This is a genomic window from Chthonomonas sp. (assembly GCF_035294165.1).
GTDB lineage: Bacteria > Armatimonadota > Chthonomonadetes > Chthonomonadales > Chthonomonadaceae > Chthonomonas.
In genome coordinates this window covers 1-1,401 of record NZ_DATGLN010000144.1, presented here as the reverse complement: position 1 = coordinate 1,401, position 1,401 = coordinate 1, and the positions used below count along the sequence as shown (strand labels likewise).

Annotated in this window: 1 protein-coding gene; it reads left to right on the top strand. The window is 59.2% G+C overall.

The window, feature by feature from the left end:
- Positions 1-923 (top strand): alpha-L-rhamnosidase C-terminal domain-containing protein (locus VKV29_RS07005; RefSeq protein ID WP_324200590.1); only part of this gene is annotated, 923 nt, incomplete at its 5' end.
- Positions 924-1,401 lie beyond the last annotated feature (478 nt).

Sequence of the window (1,401 nt, the reverse complement as noted above, 5' to 3'; positions counted from 1 at the left end):
TTTTTGCCAACAAACACGGGGCCTGGGACTATGTGGACTGGTCGCCCGATTTCAACGGCGACAGCCCGCTGGCTCGAATCGCCACCCAAATGTACTACATCAAGGCCGCCAAAGATGCCGCCTTCCTGTTCCAGGAGATGGAGGATGCCGCCAATGCAGAACACTGCCGGCAACTTGCCGAGAGGCTCACTCAGGCCGCACAGCAGCATTGGCTTTCGCCGCAAACCGATACGTTCGGCCTGCGACGCCAGGAGAACGCCATGGCCATTTTCGCCGGTGCAACCACTCCAAAAGAGACGGCGGCCATCTACAAAGCGGTTTTCGCGCCCGATAGCCCGGCCTGGTCTTACATCGCCACACCCTACTACAACAACTACGTGATCTACGCCATGAGCCTTGCCGGCCATACCCATGCGGCGCTCGACTTCATCCGGCGCTTTTGGGGAGGCATGATCGCCGAAGGAGCCACAACCTTCTGGGAGGGCTACGATCCCTCGTGGCCTAAAAAACATTTTCATCTCTATCTGCAGGCGGATAACGGCATGGGCACCTTCGTTAGCCTGTGCCACGGCTGGTCTTCCGGCCCCACGAGTTTTCTCACGGAGTGCGTGCTCGGCGTACGCCCCACCGGAGCCGGCTATTCCACCGCCGTCATCGCGCCCGACCTCGCCGGCCTTCAATGGGCGGAAGGTAATGTGCCCACCCCTCACGGCTTGATACATATCCGTGTTGAGGCCCTTAAGAAGGGTGGGGAACGGGTAGACCTTACGCTGCCCTCTGACGTAAAGGCCGACGTGCAACTGCCTGGGAAGGCGAGACTGATGGGAAGTTCGCTGCAGCCTCAGTTTCAAGCCGACGAAAACCTCTCTCACTTCACTCTCGATCGCCCCGGCCACTACGTTTTCGAGGCGACGGCGGGATAAGGCATGAGGGCTTCACTCGCCATTTCGATCCGCAGGCAAGATGCACACCTGTCATTTCGAGCCGAAGGCGAGAAATCTTGCGTTTCCCTTCCCCGCAGTTCTGAGGGGGTGAGGAGGTGAGGCTGTCAAGGCTGCCAATCTCACGGTTCTAGAGGCAGTTCTGCAAAGCAAGCCTACCTTGTTCGCCCCCTATCCCGTCCTTTCCCCCGATTCGGGAGGTGCTAGCGCACGGCGATGCAGCGGCCAGAGAGATGGACGGGTAAAGAGTATGAAACAGGCCGCTGAGATGCTCACCGCGAGGTGCCCCTCTCCCTGTAGGGGGCGGGGAGTGGGGGCCTGAGAGGACTGTAAGACAAAAACCTGCCTCCCTTCATCCATGAAGGAAGGCAGGAACTACCTAACTCCACACCCTACTATGGCACGGTCACACGGAAACTTCCGCCAAAACTACCTCCGCCATACGTACCACGCACCTGCA